The sequence below is a fragment of the Vibrio sp. Hal054 genome (assembly GCF_037162405.1).
Classification (GTDB): Bacteria; Pseudomonadota; Gammaproteobacteria; order Enterobacterales; family Vibrionaceae; genus Vibrio; species Vibrio diazotrophicus.
In genome coordinates, this window is record NZ_JARLUT010000001.1 from 1,656,295 (window position 1) to 1,675,476 (window position 19,182).

Sequence of the window (19,182 nt, forward strand, 5' to 3'; positions counted from 1 at the left end):
CATAACTAACCAAGAAAAATAACGATGAAGCCAACCATAACAAGCGAAGAACTTTATTAGTCACGAACCGCTTTCAACTTCAAAGAAGCCACGCCAAAGAACTAGACAAACACATCATTAAAAGTAAACGGCTTGGGCAGATTCAACCATTTAATTGGAAGTGCCACTGGCGAGATAGTTGAAATGCGGGGGCTTTCAGGTGTAAAGCGTGAACCACAAAACCGGAATAAAACGGCTCTTTTAATTTTCCAGCTAACGCTAAGCTAAGTGGCTGCAAACCACAACCAAACTAAAAATAACCACCGTAAACACGCTAGCCAATTTGAACCAAAACCACCACAGGTTTGCAGTCCGACTTAAGCGCCTTGTTAGCTGGTTGCGTTGAAGCTTGGTGTTTGCACCCAAATGCATAATTTGGAATACATTATGACTATACGAGCGCAATGTAAAAGGGACAGCTATAAAACTGAAACTTAGTCCACGAAACATCACTGACCAAGAAAAATTACGATGAAGCCAACCAGAGCAAGCGAAGAACTTCATTAGTCACGAACCGCTTTCAGTTTCAAAGAAACCACACCAAAGAAATCGACAAACACACCACTAAAAGTAAAACGGTTTGGTGAATTCAAGCATTTAAATGACAGTGCCACTGGCGAGATAGTTGAGAAAACTGAACTATCAGGTGTAAAGCTCGAACCACAAAATAGGAACAAAACGGCTCTTTTAATTTTCCAGCTAACGCCGCGTTAAGTAGTGAGCAACGCTACCACTTAACCTAAATCATTGCACCGTAAACACCAAGACTCGACTTGAATTGCGAATACCGAGCGTTGTGAATCTGTCTTAAACGCTTTGTTATGTGAAAATTTATCTCGTGCCTACAACTTTGTTAAGAAAAACTTCCGGGATTCCCTCTCGCAGTAGTTTGTATTTTTGAACTTTACTTAGTTGAGGCTCAAAACTTACTTTCCCGACAAGATATTCACCTTTAGAAATCTTTGCTGATAACTTTTCACTCAAGTCAAACCATGTACCGTTATACGGGTTTCTTTCAATTTCGCCAGTAAGGAAAACCATAGATTCAGCAAGCCAAAATATGTTCAATGCTACACCTAAGTCACAATGCTTGCTTTCAGCAATAGCAAATATAATCTCTAGTCCGTTATCCCAGTTATAGCTATTCGCCAGTTCCTGTAGGAAAAATGGATTCGACGTTTCAGTAACTGCTTGCAAACCTAAAGCTGTTGTTTCAGATTGGTTAATCTGATCAATAAAGTCTCTTTCTTGCTGTGAAATCATGATTTACTAGCACCTACTATCTGAATTATTGGATATTTCACATAACGCCGCGTTAAGTGGTGAACAACGCCAACCACCAAAACTAAACTATTGTGCCGTAAACACTTAAACTGAATCAAACCGAAAATGCCAAGCGTTGTGAATCCGCCTTAAACGCTTTGTTATATGCTTTAGATAGCGCTGTAATCTGCATTTATGCTCATCCCTAGCAACACACCGAAAACTGTTAGCGAAAGGTAGATCCAAAATATTAGCCAACCACTAGACCACACCGAAAGAACATAGTTACCAGATTCTATTTCTTGGCTAATGTACCAAGATACTTTTCTCCTTCGTTTATTTGATTCACGCCAAGTAAACAATACCGCTAAAAAGTAGCCAATACCAAATAGCCATGATTCAAAAGCTTGCACATCGAATTCTGAGATTTCAAGTGCAGACAATACAGAGAACATCAATAAAACGAGGGGATACAGAACTTCCCTGATTACGAAGTGAAGATTTTTAATTGAAAGTCTCACTTAAATAAACACTCCTGCATACAACGCCCTGTTAAGTAGTGAGGCACGCTATACAAATGCTTATGCACTACTCCGTAATCACAAAACTCACCGCAAACCAAAAATGCCACGCGTGCCGAATCTGCTTGAACAGTTTGTTATGTGTAATTTTTTCCCTTGAGTACAGTCCTTACAAGCTCACCGATATGAGTGACGTATAGGCTTGCACCGCCACTGGTTACGTATTTATCATAATCGTCGTAATTGTCACCATCTTTAACTACCACGGGTTCAAAATATACATCGACTAAACCAGTGTTAATAAATGTATTATCAGAATCAAAATCAATCGGTTCTGAAGACTCACTAGCAAACTCTAAAAAATCACCGATAAACATACTATCGATAATTCGACTAATTTTTAAAAATTGATTGTATGTAATTTCTCCAACAAGAAACTCGGAGAAGAATATTGCAATAATTTTACTCGTATAGTGGTCTTCTGCTTTCTCTATGATATAGATAAGCTTCTCTCCAACTTTTATTTTGTAGTCATTTGAGTTATCAATTGATTCGATCATGCTACGGCGTTGTTCTACCGAAACATCAGACAACTCAGAAAGGAAAGAAATAAGCTTTTTCGTAAACAAAGCATCACGTACGCTACCAATCACATTGATACCGCCTACAATACTAGAAAGAATTGGGATATCTCTTAGTACACCGCCCTCTAAAATTGCATCTATACCGACTTCGCCGAGATCTATCGCTAAATTACTCAGATCATCTTTTTTAAGAGAGTCTTCTAACGACTTTGAAAGCTTCATTTTTCTCTGTTTCCAATAATTATACATAACGCTAAGCTAAGTGGCTGCAAACACCACTAAACTTCAAATAACCACAGTAAACACACTAGCCAATTTGAACTAAAACCGCCACAGGTTTGCAGTCCGACTTAAGCGCCTTGTTAGCTATACTACCAAACCTCTTCGAACTTCGAGTTAAGATGCACTGTAAGCCAATCATTGAACCCATATGCTTTGAGATATTCATTAGCCCATAATTCTACTGGGCATTCTGGGTCCAACACATATAGCAGCGTCGAATTAGCTTTTAACCCAAAATGTTCTCCGCTCATACTGCTTGCAACTAGTAATAGTTCGGGAAACACAGTGTCGCTAGCCATACAAACTGACTTCGTCCACTCTTCTATTGACTCAAGATTGAGTAACTCAAATACAAAACCAAATTCATTATCGGTATGTTTGAAAGTACCAACTTTGACTAGAAATTCTCTATATGCCTCAGGGAGTTCATAACCAATTCTCGCCTCAAATAATGCAATATCATCAATCGTGTACCTTTTTTTCCTTGTACATTCCACCAACGAGTCAATCATAGAGTTAAACAAATCGTACATATATGGTTCTCTTCAGCATGAGATATTATTGTATAGCTAACGCTAAGCTAAGTGGCTGCAAACCACTACTAAACTCAAAATAACCACCGTAAACACACTAGCCAATTGAACCAAAACCGCCACGCGTTTGCAGTCCGACTTAAGCGCCTTGTTAGCTGGTTGCGTTGAAGCCTCATATTTGCACCCAAATGCATAATTTGGAATACATTATGACTATACGAACACAATGTAAAAGGGACAGCTATAAAACTGAAACCTAGCCCACGAAACATAACCGACCAAGAAAGATAACGATGAAGCCAATCATAACAAGCGAAGAACTTTATTAGTCACGAGACTCTTTCAACGTCAAAGAAACCACACCAAAGAACTCGACAAACGCACCACTAAAAGTAAGCCGCTTGGGTAAAATCAATCAGTGCATTGAAAGTGCCGCTGGCGAGATAGATGAAAAACGTGAACGTTCAGGTGTAAAGCTCGAACCACAAAACCGGAATAAAACGACTCTTTTAATTTTCCAGCTAACGCTAAGCTAAGTGGCTGCAAACCACCAATAAACTCAAAATAACCACTGTAATCACACTAGCCAATTAGAACCAAAACCGCCACGCGTTTGCAGTCCGGCTTAAGCGCCTTGTTATATTTTCATTTTGTTTACAACACTACTTCCGACACCGACATACTTGTTGCTCAAATTTACAGGCACACTAACGGCCGTCGAGTTCAGCTTAGAAGCCTTAATGGAAATCATCAGATTCAAAGAGAGATCAATAAGAAGCAAAACTCTTGATGATGTTATATTGTGTTTTACTGTTGTGGTAGCACCTAACAATTGAGCTTTATCATTGTGTGCTATTTTCAAATTTCTATATGGCTTGAAAGCTAGTTTATTTATTATTTTACCTGTTAACTTTCTCAGTTTTTTACTTCTATCATTAAGATGAGCTTCATACATTGAAACCATATTGTACTGTGATAGATACTCTAGCACTTCACCTTTGTTTTCATATCCTTTGCTATCGAAGAGCCTGCTCAGAGACATAACAATTTCATCATGCATTGCTCGCTGGATTATTGAAAAAGCTTCACCAGCAGATTTATTCAACGTATTTACAGATTCAGCTGTACCAAACATTTCCGAATAAACCACAATCGCTCGTCTTACTCTGGTAGCCTCAATAATGTATCTATCTAAATCTTCCATACGCAAAACCCCGAGAAAATATAACGCTAAGCTAAGTGGCTGCAAACTCCACTAAACTCAAAATAACCACCGTAAACACGCTAGCCAATTTGAACCAAAACCGCCACGCGTTTGCAGTCCAGCTTAAGCGCCTTGTTAGCTGGTTACGTTGAAGCTTGATGTTTGCACCCATATGCCTAATTTGAAATACATTATGACTATACGTACACAATGTAAAAGAGACAGCTATAAAACTGAAACCTAGCCCACGAAACATAACTGACCAAAAATAATTACGATGAAGCCAACCATAGCAAGCAAAAGACGAATTTGGTCTCGAACTACTTTCAACATCAAAGAAGCCACACCAAAGAACTCGACAAACACATCATTAAAAGTAAGTGGATTGGGCAGATTCAACCATTTAATTGAAAGTGCCACTGGCGAGATAGTTGAAAAACGTGAACGTTCAGGTGTAAAGCTCGAACCACAAAGCCGCAACAAAACTGCTCTTTTAATTTTCCAGCTAACGCCCAATTAAGGGGTGAACAACGCTACCACCCAATCCTAAAGAATTGTGCCATAAACTCTAAATTTGAAGTAGAAGCAAAAGTGCCAAGCGTTGAGAATCCCTCTTAAATTGCTTGTTATGTGATTACTCAAACGCTGACTTGCCATATCGAGCAAAACTGTAGAAGTTGAAATATTCGTCTTCGATTTCTGGCAACCAACCTCTAGTCATTTGGTCAAAGTGAGGAATACAAGTTATTGGATACTTGGCATCGCCATCAATCACTGAAATCAAAATTCCCCCTAGTTCCCCATCCAAAAGTTCGTTGACAAGTGGGTCTTTACATTCGACTAGCGCTCTTTTTAAACAAACCGCAGAATCATAGGCCAACGATTTTTGCTCAGCGGTGAAATTCATAGCTTCCCCTTTTATCACATAACGCCCTGTTAAGGGGTGAGCAACGCAATACCTAAGCTGACGCAAACCAAATTAATCACAAAAATCAACGCATAGTAAAAATGGCACGCGTTGCGAATCCCTCTTAAACAGTTTGTTATGTACCTATCTGTGTTGCTTCGCAGAATGCACAACGCCGTAAGCTAAATGCCCCAAATAACCTAAAGGCAAACGCTCGAAATTAAGCAATACCATAATGAAGGCTTTTTCAAACTTCTTATTTATTTTCAGTAAGATCGCAGCAGCCTCAAACGCACTTTCCATATCAACTTCGCCATTTTCATGTTGGCATAACTCTTCGATCATATGACAAGATAAGTTAAAGGCTTATATACGTTTAGTTTTGCTTAAAAAACCAATACTTGGCATATTTGCACTGACTGCTATAGCTACTTCAACTGGTTTCATTTAAACCTCAACATTGTGAATGGTACATAACGATAAGCTAAGTGGCTGCAAACACCACCAAACCCGAAATAACCACCGTAAACACACTAGCCAATTGAACCAAAACCGCCACAGGTTTGCAGTCCGGCTTAAGCGCCTTGTTAGCTGGTTGCGTTGAAGCTTGATGTTTGCACCCAAATGCATAATTTGGAATACATTATGACTATACGAGCGCAATGTAAAAGAGACAGCTATAAAACTAAAACCTAGCCCACGAAACATAACTGACCAAGAAAAATTACGATGAAGCAAACAATAGCAAGCTCAAGACGAATTTGGTCGCGAACCACTTTCAACATCAAAGAAGCCACACCAAAGAACTCGGCAAACACACAACTAGAAGTAAAACGGCTTAGCTGAATTCAACCACTTAAATGAAAGTGCCACTGGCGAGATAGTTGAAAGACGTGGGCTTTCAGGTGTAAAGCTTGAACCACAAAACCGGAATAAAACTGCTCTTTTAATTTTCCAGCTAACGCCAAGCTAAGTGGCTGCAAACACCACTAAACCCCAAATAACCACCGTAAACACCCTACCCGATTAAACCAAAACCGCCATGGGTTTGCAGTCCGACTTTAGCGCCTTGTTAGCTGGTTGCGTTGAAGTTTGATGATTGCACCCAAATGCCCAATTTGGAATACATTATGACTATACGAACACAATGTAAAAGGGACAGCTATAAAACTGAAACCTAGCCCACGAAACATAACTAACCAAGAAAAATAACGATGAAGCCAACCATAACAAGCGAAGAACTTTATTAGTCACGAACCGCTTTCAACTTCAAAGAAGCCACGCCAAAGAACTAGACAAACACATCATTAAAAGTAAACGGCTTGAGCAGATTCAACCATTTAATTGGAAGTGCCACTGGCGAGATAGTTGAAATACGGGGGCTTTCAGGTGTAAAGCTCGAACCACAAAACCGGAATAAAACTGCTCTTTTCATTTTCCAGCTAACGCCGCGTTAAGGGGTGAATGCCGCACAACCCAAACTTCCGCAGACCACTTTCACCACCGAAACCACCGCATACCAAAAATGCCACGCGGCATGAATCCCTCTTAAACGCTTTGTTATGTGCGTAGTTCAAACTCATACTCGGTAAGACACCATTGCTTTGGGTTTCTCCAACTGATTTCTTTAAATGAAGTTGTTAAATCACCACTTAATAAAAGCTGCTTCATATAGTAGCTAGGTGAAATATAAGCTTTATAGTCGTAAGCAAATACAAAACCCTGTCTATTAAGCTCAAGCATTGCCTTCTTGGTTTCTTCGGATTCAATTCCATTACAAGCCATAACTGCATCAGTATAGCCACTGTCAAGGATATCTTGGCTGTTTCCACTCAACCGTATTGAGGTATTGTCTATAGAAATAACGTGCATAGGTGGAACCTCTCCTAGCTGGCCAAACTCAACTTTATAAGGGGGCTGTTTTATCAATTTTCCTCCTAGCACATAACGCCGCGTTAAGGGGTGAACAACGTCACCACCTGACCTAAACCATTGTGCCATAATCACAAAAGCTAAACTTTGAACCAAAACTGCCAAGCGTTGAGAATCCCTCTTGAACGCTTTGTTATACGATTGATTCCAAAGTGCTTTCTATACTTGATAAAGGATATTCTTTGCCTAAGATGACAGCACTAGAGTTTATTGGGTCAACTTCTACATAATACTCAGTTCTACTGTCAGGATATCGAGCTAATTGAAGTGCAATAAGCCCCTTTGATTCAGCTACTTTACGTAAGTCCCAACCGGTAGATTCCAAGCTCACAATAACCTTTCCGCTACTAACCTCTCGGATAATCGGCGAGTATACCCAATGAGACATTTTCATTTCATTGGCAATTGTCAGTACTTCAAATTTACCATTGAGAACATACTGATTTGTTTCCATTCGATATCCCCGTAAAATCGTATAACGCTAAGCTAAGTGGCTGCAAACCAGAACAAAACTCAAAATGACCACTTTAAACACTCTAGCCAATTGAACCAAAACCGCCACAGGTTTGCAGTCCGACTTAAGCGCCTTGTTAGCTGGTTACGTTGAAGCTTGATGTTTGCACCCAAATGCCTAATTTGAAATACATTATGACTATACGAGCGCAATGTAAAAGGGACGGCTTTAAAACTGAAACCTAGCCCACGAAACATAATTGACCAAGAAAAATTACGATGAAGCAAACAATAGCAAGCTCAAGACGAATTTGGTCGCGAACTATTTTCAACATCAAAGAAGCCACGCCAAAGAACTCGGCAAACCCATCATTAAAAGTAAACGGCTTGGGTAGATTCAGCCATTTAATTGAAAGTGCCACTGGCGAGATAGTTGAAAGACGTGAACTTTCAGTTGTAAAGATCGAACCACAAAACCGGAATAAAGCTGCTCTTTTAATTTTCCAGCTAACGCTAAGCTAAGTGGCTGCAAACCACAGCCAAACTCAAAATAACCACCATAATCACACGAGCCAATTAGAACCAAAACCGCCACGCGTTTGCAGTCCGACTTAAGCGCCTTGTTAGCTGTACTTTGCAGACAAAAATACCATTACGGGTATAGATAAAATCATAAAAATTGACGCTAAAAGCCACAAATACAGCAGTAAAGATACATAAGTTGAAATAAACCAACGAAAACCTTTTTCCAGCTTTTGACTACAACCATACTGCATAAAATAAGCAAGCTCTGCTTTCGGTATACGATTTAGAGTCCAGTTGAATTTTAATTTGATAATTATGAACCCGATTAGCAATGGAACCGAAGCGCCTAATAGACCTACGGGTACAAAAAGCCACCATTGCTTTATAGCCTCACCAGCAAACATGCTTACAGTTATGAGAACAGCAAATGATGCAAACAAAACTTTGAATGAAACAATAGGTGAATTATTTGTTTTTTGATAAAGCCAATAAAGAGGCCAATCTAACTTTCTCATATACACTCTGCTAATTTTGTACAGCTAACAGTTCTTATACGGAACTATTCCTCTAAAACTGTTCTGTATAAGTTGTATTTCATCACTACATAACTTTCCTTAACTTAATAAAAAATAATGAGTTCTGCATTATTTACTTAAAGTCTCCTCTCAAAATGTGGAGTTACTCCTGTTAATCTACCCACATCATGGTTTCATACCGAAAACTACCGTTTACTTCTAGGGTAAGAGTATGAAGTCTCCATTTCTAAACGACTTAACTGAATTTATGATCGTGAGGCATTATGCAAAAACTACGATTCATACTTACTGTTACTGGATTGTTCAATTCATTCGCTTCAACAATAACCAACATCCAAACCAGTTAGGTCGAGAAGAAGTCGAAGCGTTTTTAACTAATCTGGTCGTAAAGTTACAGGTTTCTGTCGCAACACAATCTCTCGCTTTAAACGCCCTTGTCTTTTTATATCGAGATTTTCTTTCTAAACCACTTGATTTGGATATGAGATTCCAAAAATCCTCGAAGAACAAAAAGCTACCTGTCGTTCTCACGCCTAAAGAAGTAGTGCAGGTTTTTAAGCTCATTCCGGTTCAATCGCGTTTGCCCTTTCAATTAATGTACGGTTCTGGATTACGTTTGATGGAAACCGTTCGTCTTAGAGTGAAAGATATCGATTTTGACTATGGCGCTGTACGCATACATAACAGCAAAGGCGGGAAAAGTAGAGTCGTTACCTTGGCTGAAGAACTTCATACCCCTTTGTACAACCAAATTGCTAAGGTGCGCCTGATTCATCAACAAGACCTGAGCACACCAGAATATTCAGGAACCACCATACCCTACCGATTAGCAGAGAAATACCCATACGCCCCCAAGAGTTTAGAGTGGCAATTCTTATTTCCGTCGTTACATCTCAGTCAATTTGGTACAGATACAGGATGGTATCGACACCACCTGCATGAAAACTCACTACAAAAAATCATTAGAAAAGCGTCAACTACTATGGATACACATAAAAACATCACCTGCCACACGTTTAGGCACTCATTTGCAACTCACTTACTTGAGTCAGGCAGTGATATTCGTACCGTCCAAGAACAACTAGGTCACTCAGACGTTAAAACAACACAGATCTACACGCACGTTATCAATCGTGGAGCTAGCGGAGTGAAAAGCCCTCTCTCCAATTTAGGCGTATAAAAAAGGCGGAACGTTTGACCGAATCCGCCTTTACATTATGATTTAAATTCAACAACTAGAGGTTAGAAATACACAGAGAATCTTTAAATACATGACAATTCTCTCGGTTAAAAGTGAGTTCAATCTCTTCACCACGCTTCACCGCTACATCACCTGATAGGTGGACTTTATTGTTCTCATAGCCACCAATCACACCAAACAGATAGGTACTGTTACCAAGTCGTTCAACGGCGTCCGTTTTGAAATGAAGTAAATAGTCACCTTCGCCACCGACGGATAGATGTTCAGGGCGCAAACCGAAGGTCAGCTTATCTCCTACCGCAACTTTTGAAAGGTCGATATGCAAAGTAACGGATTGACCATCCGGCAGTTTGAGGGTTGCGCCATCTTCACCAATATGGGTCACTTTTACCGGTAACATATTCATTTTTGGAGAACCAATAAACCCTGCAACGAACTCATTCGCTGGGCGATTATAGAGTTCAAGCGGTGAACCGACTTGCTCAATACGTCCATCTCTCAATACTACGATTTTGTCTGCCAGCGTCATGGCTTCTACCTGATCGTGAGTAACATAAATCATGGTAGTGGCAAGTTCACGATGAAGGCTGGAAATTTGTAAACGCATGTCTACACGCAGTTCAGCATCGAGGTTGGATAGTGGCTCATCAAACAAGAACACTTTAGGGTTACGTACTATCGCTCGGCCAATCGCAACACGTTGACGTTGGCCGCCGGACATATCTTTCGGCTTACGATCCATCAAATGATCAAGTTGTAGCGCTTTTGCAGCAGCATCGACACGTTGTTTGATTTCAGCTTTTGGAAAACCGTTCATTTTCATGCCAAAGCCCATATTCTCTTCTACCGTTAAGTGTGGGTAGAGAGCATAAGACTGGAATACCATCGCAATGCCGCGCTCTGCAGGGTCAACATGGTTTACCACTTCATCATCAATGCACAACACGCCATCTGTGATGTCTTCCAAGCCAGCGATAAGGCGCAATAATGTTGATTTACCACAACCAGACGGGCCAACAAACACAACGAATTCACCGTGTTTAATATCGAGGTCAACACCATGAATCACCGTATGTTCGCCATAGCGCTTAACAACATTGGAAAGATTAATATTTGCCATCTTTACATCCTTAAATTTGCTTCTTTAGTGAGCAATAGGTAGCTCTCTACCGATAATGTGCTGGCTACGCGCCAGCACAGACGGCATCTGGTTAAAACTTCAATTCAACTTGGTAACGGTAACGTTCGCGGTCGAGTTTAAACTCGTCATGCACGCTTGGTGTCCATGAATCATCGCCGCCAACCCCCATGTGGAATCCATCTATTCTCACGAACAAGTTGCCACTGTCTTTCAATTCGTTGGTATGTTTTGCTTGAGCAATGTTGTCTTGAGCAAAACGGCTCACTGAGAAATGGAAGTCACCTTGTACAGTAAGCTCACCAACTTGTGCTTCTTTTACATCGCAACGTAAACCGCAGTCAGATGGGAAGATGTATCCAGTGTGCATCTCGTCTTGGCTAGCTTTGTAGCGACCAATATGCGCTGAATCCAAACGGTCTGGGTAGTTCTCATGTGGACCGCGACCAAACCACTCTATCGATTGCTGTTTCTGCGGTAACGCCAACTCCATACCTACACGTGCCAACGGTGGTGCGCTTTTCGCGACGCGAGCATCAACATCAATTGATACCGTTCCGTCTGCGAAAATGTGATATGTCCATACTGTTGCCATTAATACGCCGTGCGAGTTTCTGTGTGCAAACTGACTCACAACCTCAACTGCATTCGGCTTATCAAAAAGCTGTAACTCAACACATTCAACATCAAGCTGATTAATGCCTGCAGCATCCCAACGAGCAGACCATGCATTTGGATCGACGCGGTCAACTTCACTCACACCGATATCGTTATCCAGCGGTGCGCGGTAGAAGTTGTCTTTTGGTCCAGAAACTAATTTCTCTTCGCCACCCACAATCCAGCTATCAATCACACCGGTTTCTTTGTTGAAGCGTATAGAAAAATCTTCACCGCTTATCATTGCGTTATCCGCAAACATTGATGAAGTCAAAACACCTCTTGGTTTTGCTTTCTTTAATGCCAGTGATGATGCAGACGGCAATTCAAATTGGTGAGTAGCCGAAGTATGACCAGCCTGTGCCCACTTTGTATCACCAATCAAACTAACCTTAAGGTTCAAATGATACGACTTACCGACTTTAACTTCCGGTAACGCTTTAGTAAGTTGCAACTGAATAGACTGCTCAGCATCGACAAGCAGAGGCATTTCACCGCTTTCAATAACTGCGCCATCCTCTGTGATCATCCAAGAAAGCTGTTCATTCTCTGAAGAGATAAAGAGGTTCTCGCTGGTCACTTTAATAATTAATGGCTCAGTACCAAGCAGTTTAAATTGGTAGAACTGCTGTGCGTGTTTCGCTTCTAAAACAGTTGGATGCACAGTGCGGTCTGGGAAAATCAAACCATTGATACAGAACTGACGGTCGTTGATTTCATCGCCGAAATCGCCACCGTATGCCCAATATTTAGTGCCGTTTTCATCGATTTTATTAATGCCTTGGTCCACCCAGTCCCAAATGAAACCGCCTTGCAGACGTGGATAATCACGGAAGGCTTGCCAGTATTTGTTGAAGCTACCCAAGCTGTTACCCATAGCATGCGCGTATTCGCACAAAATCAATGAACGATGCTCACCCGGTAAACCTAGCCATTTTTTCAATGCGTATTTCGGAGTCACCGTTGGATCGATGTGATGCACTTGGTCTTTATCGACACGTGAATACATTGGCACAATGATGTCAGTCGCGGCTGTATTTGAACCGCCACCTTCGTACTGAATCGGGCGTGATGGGTCACGCAGTTTGGTCCATTGATACATAGCATGATGGTTGCCACCAATACCCGACTCGTTTCCTAATGACCAAATGATCACTGACGGATGGTTTTTATCACGTTCAACCAAACGAGTAATACGGCGCATGTAGGCATTTAGCCAGGTGGTGTCATCAGAAAGACGACACATTGGAAACTGACCGTGTGTTTCAATGTTCGCTTCATCAACCAGATACAAACCGTATTCGTCACATAGCTCGTACCACAACGGATCATTTGGATAGTGAGCGGTACGAACTGCGTTAAAGTTATGCTGCTTAAGCAGTTTGATATCTTGCAGCATAGTTTCGCGGCTCATGGTATGACCGGTTTCTGGATGATGCTCATGGCGGTTAGCACCTCGAACTAGAATCGCTTTGCCATTGACCTTAAGCAGACCATTGGTGATTTCTACACTACGGAAACCCACATTGTAGGCTTCGCAATCAAGTTGCTCGTCCCCATTAAATAAAGTGACAACGCAACGATATAAGTAAGGCGATTCTGCGCTCCACTTATGCGGGTTCTCAACGTAGATGTTGTGCTCTGCGCGCTCTAGCCAAGGGCCTTTTTCATCGATGATGCGTTGCCCACAGTTTGCGGATTTCACGCCAAACACTGAGTTGCCTTGCGCATCAAATAGCTCAACCTCAACACGGTTCGCTGTATTTTTCTCGCTAATACTGGTTGTTACATTCAACCAACCATCGCGGTAACACGCATCCAATGGCGTTAAGATTTGTACATCCTGAATAGAGATTTGTGGTTTAGCTAATAATGTGACATTGCGGAATATGCCGCTTAACCACCACATGTCTTGGTCTTCCAGATAAGAACCGTCAGACCAACGAATCACCATGGCTGAAAGCTGGTTTTCACCTTCCACTAAGAAGTCCGTCAAATCGAATTCAGCTGCCAGGCGGCTATCTTGTGAATACCCTACCCATTTGCCGTTGCACCAAAGATGAAATGCAGAGTTCACACCATCAAACGTTATGGTTTGACGCTTACCTGCGAAGTTTTTTGGCACGTTAAAGTTTAGGCGATACAAACCCGTTGGGTTTTCCTCTGGTACATAAGGAGGTGTATCCGCAAACGGATACTTCACATTGGTGTAAATCGGTTTATCGAAACCTTGTAACTGCCAGTTGCTAGGTACAGCAATTGTGTCCCACGCGGAATCGTCGAAATCCGATTCAACCGACGCCGCTAATACGCTTTCAGGGCGGTCAAACAGCTTGAATTTCCACTCACCGTTCAGTGATAGCTGATTCTCAGACTCTTGCTTTGTTAATGCGGCTTCTTTATTTGCGTAAGCTTTAAGCGGCGCGTGAGCAGCAAGCACATTGTGATGTGTTACATGCTGATTTTCCCATTCGCGAGCACTAATAATTTGTTCAAATGTTCTCATTTTTATTATTCCAGACTTATTTCACCGAACCTGTCATACCTGCAACGAATTGCTTCTGCATTGCGAAAAACACAGCCAAAGTCGGAAGCGTCGCAATAACGGTTCCCACCATGATGATTCCGAAATCAGGGAAATAGGCAGACGATAAAGATGATAAAACGAGGTTAATTGTTTTTAATTCGGCAGATTGCAGCACGATCAGAGGCCACAAGAACGCATTCCAAGATGTCATGAACACGATGATAAACGCTGCTGCATAAGTGGTTTTCATCACTGGGATGTAAACAAACAGGTAGATTTTCCAATCTTTCACACCATCCACACGCGCTGCATCAATCAACTCATGCGGGAATGCTTTGGTGCATTGGCGGAAGTAGAAAACGATAAATACTGATGCGATGGTTGGCAACATGACTGCTGCATGGGTATCTAACAGTTGAGCTTTCGCCATTAAAGTAAATAGAGGAATCATCAATGCGGCAAACGGTATCATCATGGTCAGCAGTAATGCGCCGTAAACACGGTCGCGCACTTTGCTTTTGTACACTTCGAAACCATACCCAGCCATTGAAGAAATCAATAGAGTCACCAAGGTGCTGATAATGGCGATTTTGCTGGTGTTCCAGAAGATAAGTCCCAGATCCACCTGCTCGCTCAAACGACTGATGTTGGCAAATAACTGATCTCCAAAGCTGAACTTGCCTTTGTTAATATCTGTTGCGGTATTGGTACTTGATACCACCATCCAGTAGAAAGGAAATAACGATATCAAGGAGAACACGCTGAGGAACAGATACATCAATGCGCGGTTAAGTTTGTTCTTATCCATCTTTATTTATCCTTAGCGATCTTAAATTGCATAATCGCAAGCACTGCGGCGAAGAATACAATGACGTATGACACTGTCGCGGCATAACCAAAGTTTGGCACGAACTTAAACGATAAGTTGTAGATGTACATCGAAAGCGTCATGGTTTCATTCGCTGGACCACCAGCGGTAATGTTGACCACTTCATCAAACAGCTGCAGCGTACCAATCGTCGACATCACGGTAGTAAACAAAATCACTGGCTTAAGTAATGGCACAGTAATAAAGAAGAATTGCTTAGTTGGGCTAACCCCTTCCATACGCGCGGCTTCGTAGATGGACTTATCAATATTTTGCATCGCAGACAGGAAGAAAATCATGTTGTAACCCGTCCAGCGCCAAGTGATCGCAATAATAATCGTCACTTTCGCCCAAAAAGGGTCGGACAACCAAGGGATTGGTTCACTCACAATGTGAGTCCACATCAAAAATGAGTTAATGATCCCTTCGTACGAAAACATACTCTTAAACAGAATCGAGTACGCCACTAGTGACGTAACACAAGGTAAGAAAATCGCCAGCCTAAACAAACTACGGAACTTCAGATTCGGAGCATTCAGGCATGAAGAAAGAATCAGTGAAAGCATAATCATCACTGGCACCTGAACCACGAGGAAAATGAAGGTGTTCTTCAGTGATTTAAGGAAAAATGGGTCGTTGAACAGACGCAGTACATTGTCAAAACCGACAAACTGCATCATAACGCCGCGTCCGGAATGCATCGACATCCAGAGCGAGCTCAAAATCGGGTAAATCATAAAGAGGCTGACGAGAACGACAGCAGGAAGAACAAACGACCAACCGTTAATATCGTAAAAGCGGTGAAAGCTTTTTTTGCTCTTTTTCTGTTTTTTACTGATGGCAGTAGAAGTATCCATAAGACAAACCAAGAAAGCATTGAAAACAAGGCACTTAGGCACCTAAAAAGGTGCCTAAGGAAGACAATTAACGTAGTTGGAACTCAAGTTGTTGTTGAACATCGCCCAACACTTTCTCGATAGGAGCTCCCTGAACAATCGCAGGTAACATAGAGCTTAACGCTGCATCAACCTCATAGGTGTAGATGCCGTAGTTCACTTCTGGAATCTGACCTAGCCAATCCGTGAAGTTCGCGTAAATTTTCTGACCACCAAAAAACTCATTGCTGTACTGATAAGCCGCCGATTGTCCAGAAGGCATATATGAACCAACCGCACCACGCTCTTTAAGAATAGTTTCATAGAAAGGAACATTAGAGCCAAAGGTTGCGTTAAGGAACTTAATCGCTTCTTGCTTCTCTTTTGAAGAACTCAATACGTACCAGCTTGAACCACCTAAGTTCGATGCGTTTACCGCGCCAGCTTTTTGCAGACGAGGTGTCGCTGTCACAGCCCACTCACCCGCTTGGTCTTTACCTGCTTCAACCGATGGCGTAATCCAAACACCAGTAACAATAGAAGCCACTTGACCACGGTTTAATGAACCTACCCACTCAGACCAACCAATTGTTGGGCGAGAGACTTCTGGGCTCATCAACTCTTTAAATACATTTAGTGCTTCTTTTAGTGATTCGTTAGTAGTGATATTTAGAGAGCCATCTTTGTTGAAGTACCACTCACCACCTGATTGCATCATCACGCGCACTAGGCCAAGGTCATCTGGGTTCATGCCCAGCATGGCAACGCCCGTTTTTGCTTTCACTTGCTTACCAATTTCGATGAAACGTTCCCAAGTGATGTTCTCTAAATCTTTCGCAGTAAAGCCTGCTTTCTCAAGCAAGTCTGTACGGTAGTACATACCTGTAACACCAGTGTCGAAAGGTAAGCCGTAAACTTCACCGTTCAGCGTCATAAGGTTTACTTTGTATGGTGCGAAGTTTTTGTAATCAACATCTTTTGTCATAGGCGCAAAAGAACCTGGGTATGACTGAAGGTATTTTTGAGCGTTGTAATCTTCAATAAGAACCACGTCAGGAAGTGATGACGTAACGCCTGATGCAAGCATAGTGTGCAGTTTTTGCTCGAGGTCAGCCTTAGCAAAGTCCACCACATTGAACGTGGTTTCTGGGTGGTCTTTCATATAAACCTTCGCTGCTTCTTCCATAATCGCAACGTTAAAGTTTGGATCCCAAGCCCACACGGTAATTTCGTCGGCAAGTGCTGCATTACTGAAACACGCCAAACCAATCGAGGTTGCAAGCATATTCTTAAGCATTTTCTTATTCATAATCACATTCTCTTTTTTATGAGTAGGGTGCCATATCACTTCAACCAACCACTGATTTGCACGATGAAAACATTCCGTGTTCATCATTCATTAAAGTAACATGGAAACGTTTACAATTCAGGTTAACATTCACCATCATGAATAAGTAAGATCTAACCCTCATTTTCGTGATCGTCTAAGCATTAATTTCTAACACCGCAGCCACTCTGAGGCTTTCAACTTTACATTTCGCGCATTTACATAAACGACAACCAACACAAGAACACATGATAAGTGTATGTATTTATTACAAATATAAAACAGAAAGCAGCTAATTATTAGATGTTAATCCTAAAGCCACCTTAATCTAGGTGGCTTCGGCGTTAAGTATCTGAAAGGTTAAAAAACGGAGGGTATAAAATGAACAGATTGAAAATAAAAACACTGTAAACGCATCCAATCTCTCATATAAAAAAGAGAATTTTTTATTAAACCAGTGGTATAGCACTATTAAATCAATGGAATACCAATTGCTTTTACAGAGAAAAAGACTTTGCCAGCAAACTTGCTGATTTGAATATGAGTAATGCTCTGATTATCGATAGAGAGAGAGGTGTATAGCTGAGGATTTTGCCAGTCAAGCCCAAGCACATGAGCAAGAATGAAGCGAATAGGACCACCGTGAGAGACGATCAGCGTATCTTGCTCGCAATGCTGAACAATCTGTTCCCAAGCTTCGGTGACACGCTCATACCCCACTTGCAACGGCTCCGCGTTAGGTAAAGTGTTTTGCGCAGGATTCGCCCAGAACTGCTCTAGCTTTTTCCACTCATGAGTTAAGTCATCGAAAGGTACGCCATCAAAATCACCAAAGCTCTGCTCTTTTAAACGTGGTTCGATCACCAGCTTAAGTGTCGGATTAAGTCCTGTGACGATCTCTGCAACTCTTTGACATCGAATCAAAGGCGAAGCATAAACTTTGCTAAACGAATATTGTTCTAAAACACGATGAGCGATAGCGTTCTGAATTGATTCATCAACCACTACATCTTTATGACCATTCAGCGCGGGCTTTCCCTTGGTTTTCCCATGCCTCAAGAGGTAAAGGTTAAACTGGTTTTGGCTTAAACTCATTTTTCTCCCTTCAGAGTCATTGGCATTCCTGCGACGACAAAATCGACTTTCCCAGCGATTTTTGCCACCGCTTGATTCATCCATCCGCTATGGTCGACATACAATCTGGTTAATGTGCCCATAGGTACAACGCCCAACCCTACTTCCGTCGAAACACAAAGTATAGTGGCTTGGGTTTCGGCCAATGCGTGAGTGATCTCATTCAATTTCTGCTTTATTTGTTCACTGTTCGCGTTCTCCCCTAAATAGTGAATCACATTGTTCAGCCAAACCGTCAGGCAATCCACCAGCACCACATCGTGCGCTTCAAACTTGGACAGCAATTGTGCTAACTCTACAGGGCATTCATGATTGTTCCACATTTCATCTCTGCGAGATTGATGTAATGAAATACGATCTTTCATTTCTTGGTCGAAAGGCTCGGCGGTTGCAACATAGTGGAGTTGTGTTTGAGGGTGGCTGAGTTTACCTTCTTCTAACAGTCTTATTGCTTGTTGCTCAGCATAAGCCGATTTCCCACTGCGAGCGCCCCCTAAATACAACCTTACTGACATGTTGTGTTCTCCACTATTTCTGATTCGATGAATTAAGCCACATATTTGCTATGAAGCACAGTGAGTTATCGCACTTTATAATGAATTGATTTGCCAGCCCCTTCACACCATCTTCTCACTTATCAACCGTGAACTTTATGAACAAAATCGACACAATAGAC

General features: G+C 41.7%; 21 protein-coding genes. 2 read left to right on the top strand and 19 right to left on the bottom strand.

Annotated features, from left to right (window positions below; translation table 11 throughout):
• Positions 1-542: 542 nt before the first annotated feature.
• The 11 genes from P4S58_RS07670 to P4S58_RS07725 form a co-directional block, all read right to left on the bottom strand.
• The gene (locus P4S58_RS07670; RefSeq protein ID WP_337163448.1) at positions 543-716 is read right to left on the bottom strand and encodes a hypothetical protein; all 174 of its coding nucleotides are present in this window, start codon (positions 714-716) and stop codon (positions 543-545) included.
• A gap of 154 nt (positions 717-870) precedes the next feature.
• On the bottom strand, positions 871-1,302 hold the full coding sequence (locus P4S58_RS07675; protein ID WP_161618763.1) for a DUF4274 domain-containing protein: 432 nt from the start codon (positions 1,300-1,302) through the stop codon (positions 871-873).
• 170 nt (positions 1,303-1,472) lie between these two features.
• Positions 1,473-1,823 carry a hypothetical protein gene (locus tag P4S58_RS07680; protein WP_146029437.1) on the bottom strand — a complete coding sequence of 117 codons (351 nt, stop codon included), beginning with the start codon at positions 1,821-1,823 and terminating at the stop codon, positions 1,473-1,475.
• A gap of 137 nt (positions 1,824-1,960) precedes the next feature.
• Positions 1,961-2,629, bottom strand: coding sequence for a hypothetical protein (locus tag P4S58_RS07685; RefSeq protein ID WP_269351136.1), 669 nt, complete (start codon positions 2,627-2,629; stop codon positions 1,961-1,963).
• Between the two features lie 149 nt (positions 2,630-2,778).
• The gene (locus P4S58_RS07690; protein WP_337163450.1) at positions 2,779-3,222 is read right to left on the bottom strand and encodes an SMI1/KNR4 family protein; all 444 of its coding nucleotides are present in this window, start codon (positions 3,220-3,222) and stop codon (positions 2,779-2,781) included.
• A gap of 637 nt (positions 3,223-3,859) precedes the next feature.
• Complete coding sequence (locus P4S58_RS07695) at positions 3,860-4,426, bottom strand: AbiU2 domain-containing protein (RefSeq protein ID WP_337163451.1); 567 nt, start codon at positions 4,424-4,426, stop codon at positions 3,860-3,862.
• A gap of 240 nt (positions 4,427-4,666) precedes the next feature.
• Positions 4,667-4,906 (bottom strand): hypothetical protein, encoded by a 240-nt coding sequence (locus P4S58_RS07700; RefSeq protein WP_337163452.1) that lies wholly within the window; start codon positions 4,904-4,906, stop codon positions 4,667-4,669.
• Positions 4,907-5,060: 154 nt separating this feature from the next.
• Positions 5,061-5,333: a hypothetical protein gene (locus P4S58_RS07705; protein ID WP_237292950.1), complete on the bottom strand. Its 273-nt coding sequence runs from the start codon at positions 5,331-5,333 to the stop codon at positions 5,061-5,063.
• A gap of 144 nt (positions 5,334-5,477) precedes the next feature.
• Entirely contained in the window at positions 5,478-5,636 is a 159-nt protein-coding gene (locus P4S58_RS07710; RefSeq protein WP_337163454.1) for a hypothetical protein, read from the bottom strand.
• A gap of 1,257 nt (positions 5,637-6,893) precedes the next feature.
• Positions 6,894-7,370 (bottom strand): hypothetical protein, encoded by a 477-nt coding sequence (locus P4S58_RS07720; RefSeq protein WP_337163455.1) that lies wholly within the window; start codon positions 7,368-7,370, stop codon positions 6,894-6,896.
• A 28-nt stretch (positions 7,371-7,398) separates the two neighbouring features.
• Entirely contained in the window at positions 7,399-7,719 is a 321-nt protein-coding gene (locus P4S58_RS07725) for a hypothetical protein (protein ID WP_140383313.1), read from the bottom strand.
• A 278-nt stretch (positions 7,720-7,997) separates the two neighbouring features.
• Here P4S58_RS07725 and P4S58_RS07730 point away from each other — a divergent pair, with 278 nt between their 5' ends.
• Positions 7,998-8,240 carry a hypothetical protein gene (locus tag P4S58_RS07730; protein ID WP_337163456.1) on the top strand — a complete coding sequence of 81 codons (243 nt, stop codon included), beginning with the start codon at positions 7,998-8,000 and terminating at the stop codon, positions 8,238-8,240.
• Positions 8,241-8,341: 101 nt separating this feature from the next.
• On the opposite strand, the gene P4S58_RS07735 is transcribed toward P4S58_RS07730, so the two are convergent.
• The gene (locus P4S58_RS07735; protein ID WP_337163457.1) at positions 8,342-8,758 is read right to left on the bottom strand and encodes a hypothetical protein; all 417 of its coding nucleotides are present in this window, start codon (positions 8,756-8,758) and stop codon (positions 8,342-8,344) included.
• 232 nt (positions 8,759-8,990) lie between these two features.
• Here P4S58_RS07735 and P4S58_RS07740 point away from each other — a divergent pair, with 232 nt between their 5' ends.
• A complete protein-coding gene (locus tag P4S58_RS07740; RefSeq protein WP_337163458.1) occupies positions 8,991-9,959 on the top strand; it encodes an integron integrase in 969 nt (322 codons plus the stop codon).
• A gap of 55 nt (positions 9,960-10,014) precedes the next feature.
• On the opposite strand, the gene P4S58_RS07745 is transcribed toward P4S58_RS07740, so the two are convergent.
• The 7 genes from P4S58_RS07745 to cobU all read right to left on the bottom strand — a co-directional run bounded on the left by P4S58_RS07745 (position 10,015) and on the right by cobU (position 19,021).
• Complete coding sequence (locus P4S58_RS07745) at positions 10,015-11,100, bottom strand: ABC transporter ATP-binding protein (protein WP_337163459.1); 1,086 nt, start codon at positions 11,098-11,100, stop codon at positions 10,015-10,017.
• Positions 11,101-11,191: 91 nt separating this feature from the next.
• Positions 11,192-14,281, bottom strand: coding sequence for a beta-galactosidase (locus tag P4S58_RS07750; protein WP_337163460.1), 3,090 nt, complete (start codon positions 14,279-14,281; stop codon positions 11,192-11,194).
• 16 nt (positions 14,282-14,297) lie between these two features.
• The gene (locus P4S58_RS07755) at positions 14,298-15,110 is read right to left on the bottom strand and encodes a carbohydrate ABC transporter permease (protein WP_042487499.1); all 813 of its coding nucleotides are present in this window, start codon (positions 15,108-15,110) and stop codon (positions 14,298-14,300) included.
• Between the two features lie 2 nt (positions 15,111-15,112).
• Positions 15,113-16,027, bottom strand: coding sequence for a carbohydrate ABC transporter permease (locus tag P4S58_RS07760; protein WP_042487503.1), 915 nt, complete (start codon positions 16,025-16,027; stop codon positions 15,113-15,115).
• Between the two features lie 67 nt (positions 16,028-16,094).
• Complete coding sequence (locus P4S58_RS07765; protein ID WP_337163462.1) at positions 16,095-17,354, bottom strand: extracellular solute-binding protein; 1,260 nt, start codon at positions 17,352-17,354, stop codon at positions 16,095-16,097.
• Positions 17,355-17,843: 489 nt separating this feature from the next.
• Positions 17,844-18,467 (bottom strand): histidine phosphatase family protein, encoded by a 624-nt coding sequence (locus P4S58_RS07770; protein WP_337163463.1) that lies wholly within the window; start codon positions 18,465-18,467, stop codon positions 17,844-17,846.
• On the bottom strand, positions 18,464-19,021 hold the full coding sequence (cobU, locus tag P4S58_RS07775; RefSeq protein ID WP_337163464.1) for a bifunctional adenosylcobinamide kinase/adenosylcobinamide-phosphate guanylyltransferase: 558 nt from the start codon (positions 19,019-19,021) through the stop codon (positions 18,464-18,466). The genes P4S58_RS07770 and cobU overlap by 4 nt, the downstream gene beginning before the upstream one ends.
• Positions 19,022-19,182: the final 161 nt, after the last annotated feature.

What these genes read in the sequence shown, in the direction of transcription:
- P4S58_RS07675 (WP_161618763.1), bottom strand. Translation starts at nt 1,302, where the DNA reads ATGATTTCACAGCAAGAAAGAGACTTTATTGATCAGATTAACCAATCT.
- P4S58_RS07685 (WP_269351136.1), bottom strand. Translation starts at nt 2,629, where the DNA reads ATGAAGCTTTCAAAGTCGTTAGAAGACTCTCTTAAAAAAGATGATCTG.
- P4S58_RS07690 (WP_337163450.1), bottom strand. Translation starts at nt 3,222, where the DNA reads ATGTACGATTTGTTTAACTCTATGATTGACTCGTTGGTGGAATGTACA.
- P4S58_RS07695 (WP_337163451.1), bottom strand. Translation starts at nt 4,426, where the DNA reads ATGGAAGATTTAGATAGATACATTATTGAGGCTACCAGAGTAAGACGA.
- P4S58_RS07705 (WP_237292950.1), bottom strand. Translation starts at nt 5,333, where the DNA reads ATGAATTTCACCGCTGAGCAAAAATCGTTGGCCTATGATTCTGCGGTT.
- P4S58_RS07710 (WP_337163454.1), bottom strand. Translation starts at nt 5,636, where the DNA reads ATGGAAAGTGCGTTTGAGGCTGCTGCGATCTTACTGAAAATAAATAAG.
- P4S58_RS07725 (WP_140383313.1), bottom strand. Translation starts at nt 7,719, where the DNA reads ATGGAAACAAATCAGTATGTTCTCAATGGTAAATTTGAAGTACTGACA.
- P4S58_RS07730 (WP_337163456.1), top strand. Translation starts at nt 7,998, where the DNA reads ATGAAGCAAACAATAGCAAGCTCAAGACGAATTTGGTCGCGAACTATT.
- P4S58_RS07735 (WP_337163457.1), bottom strand. Translation starts at nt 8,758, where the DNA reads ATGAGAAAGTTAGATTGGCCTCTTTATTGGCTTTATCAAAAAACAAAT.
- P4S58_RS07740 (WP_337163458.1), top strand. Translation starts at nt 8,991, where the DNA reads ATGAAGTCTCCATTTCTAAACGACTTAACTGAATTTATGATCGTGAGG.
- P4S58_RS07745 (WP_337163459.1), bottom strand. Translation starts at nt 11,100, where the DNA reads ATGGCAAATATTAATCTTTCCAATGTTGTTAAGCGCTATGGCGAACAT.
- P4S58_RS07750 (WP_337163460.1), bottom strand. Translation starts at nt 14,281, where the DNA reads ATGAGAACATTTGAACAAATTATTAGTGCTCGCGAATGGGAAAATCAG.
- P4S58_RS07755 (WP_042487499.1), bottom strand. Translation starts at nt 15,110, where the DNA reads ATGGATAAGAACAAACTTAACCGCGCATTGATGTATCTGTTCCTCAGC.
- P4S58_RS07760 (WP_042487503.1), bottom strand. Translation starts at nt 16,027, where the DNA reads ATGGATACTTCTACTGCCATCAGTAAAAAACAGAAAAAGAGCAAAAAA.
- P4S58_RS07765 (WP_337163462.1), bottom strand. Translation starts at nt 17,354, where the DNA reads ATGAATAAGAAAATGCTTAAGAATATGCTTGCAACCTCGATTGGTTTG.
- P4S58_RS07770 (WP_337163463.1), bottom strand. Translation starts at nt 18,467, where the DNA reads ATGAGTTTAAGCCAAAACCAGTTTAACCTTTACCTCTTGAGGCATGGG.
- cobU (WP_337163464.1), bottom strand. Translation starts at nt 19,021, where the DNA reads ATGTCAGTAAGGTTGTATTTAGGGGGCGCTCGCAGTGGGAAATCGGCT.